The sequence below is a fragment of the Dethiosulfovibrio salsuginis genome (assembly GCF_900177735.1).
GTDB lineage: Bacteria > Synergistota > Synergistia > Synergistales > Dethiosulfovibrionaceae > Dethiosulfovibrio > Dethiosulfovibrio salsuginis.
Window position 1 is genome coordinate 5,863 of sequence record NZ_FXBB01000052.1, and the last position, 1,373, is coordinate 7,235.

Below are 1,373 nucleotides of genomic sequence, written 5' to 3' on the forward strand. Positions count from 1 at the left end.
TTCAACGGAAACCCTAAGGTCATCGCAACCCTCATAGAGGCTGGAGCTGACCCAAACGCTAAAGCAGAAGGTGGAATAACGCCACTCCACTCTGCGGTAACAGAAGACGGAAACCCTAAGGCCATCGCAACCCTCATAGAGGCTGGAGCTGATCCAAACGCTAAAGCAGAAGGTGGAATGACGCCACTCCACTCTGCAGCAATTTTCAACGGAAACCCTAAGGCCATCGCAGCACTCATAGAGGCTGGAGCTGACGTCAACGTAAAAGATGAACGTGGAGACACGCCTATGAGTCTCGCAAAAGCAGCTGAAAATGAAATTATGATAAATGCTTTTAAAAAATGTCAACCTAAAGTAAAAAAATAAAATCAATCCAAGGAGGGAAAGACATGTCATTGCTTGATGTTATGAAAAAAAGGCAAGAACAAATGTCTAAGGCTCCCCATCCATTGAAAGACGATGAGAGAGGAGCTCGCTTTGCCTATCTGGTGGGCATGGCCATGGTAGCCACCGTAGACGGCTCGATAGATCCAGAGGAAGAGAACATTCTACTGAATCGAGCTATAGCCATGAACCTACCTGAAGACGATGGTATACGAGCTATCGAAGCAGCAAAGACAGCGGACAGCGAAACTATTTCATCGGTACTTGAGTCTCTGAGCGAACGAAGACAGAGAGTTATATTTATGATAGACCTAAGGATAATGGCCCACGCCGACGGATCGCTAAAATCCGAGGAGTGCGAGCTATGGAATCTCTTTGGGGACATGATGGAGATAAACCAGGATGATCGAAAGGCCCTTTCCACCTTCGCCGATGCATCGTTAGAGCCGGACGAAGAAAGGGCCTCCGAGGCCATAGCGGGAATCATAAAACACGATCTAGACATCCCTATATCGGCAATAAAGTTCTTCTTGCCTTCTACCAAAAATATATCAGTAGACAACGATTTTTTTGTTTTTTTAGTAGAGAAAAACAATTTAAAACACATTAAACTAGCCCTTGCACTAGAGGCCAAAAATAATAATGAAATAGCTTCGAATGTAACAAGAGCGAATACACACGGCTATGGCGAAACCCTTCTTCACTACGCAGCACGGTTCAACACAAACCCGGAGTTCATCAAGACCCTTATAGATGCCGGTGCCGATATCAAAGCAAAAACTGAAGATGAATACACACCACTTCATTTTGCAGCAGCTCTCAACTCTAATCCCGAGATCATCGCAACACTTATAGAGGCTGGGGCTGATATCGAGGCAAAAACTAGATATAAAGAGACTCCGCTCCATGTAGCAGCAGAGCTAAACAAAAACCCCGAGATCGTCGCGACACTCATAAAGGCTGGGGCTGATATCGAGGCAAAAGACACA

Annotated in this window: 2 protein-coding genes; both read left to right on the forward strand. The window is 45.5% G+C overall.

Annotated elements, in window-relative coordinates:
• A partial coding sequence (locus B9Y55_RS13315) for an ankyrin repeat domain-containing protein (RefSeq protein WP_200806680.1) occupies positions 1–366 on the forward strand: 366 nt, incomplete at its 5' end.
• 23 nt (positions 367–389) lie between these two features.
• Positions 390–1,373 (forward strand): ankyrin repeat domain-containing protein (locus B9Y55_RS12390; protein ID WP_200806681.1); only part of this gene is annotated, 984 nt, incomplete at its 3' end.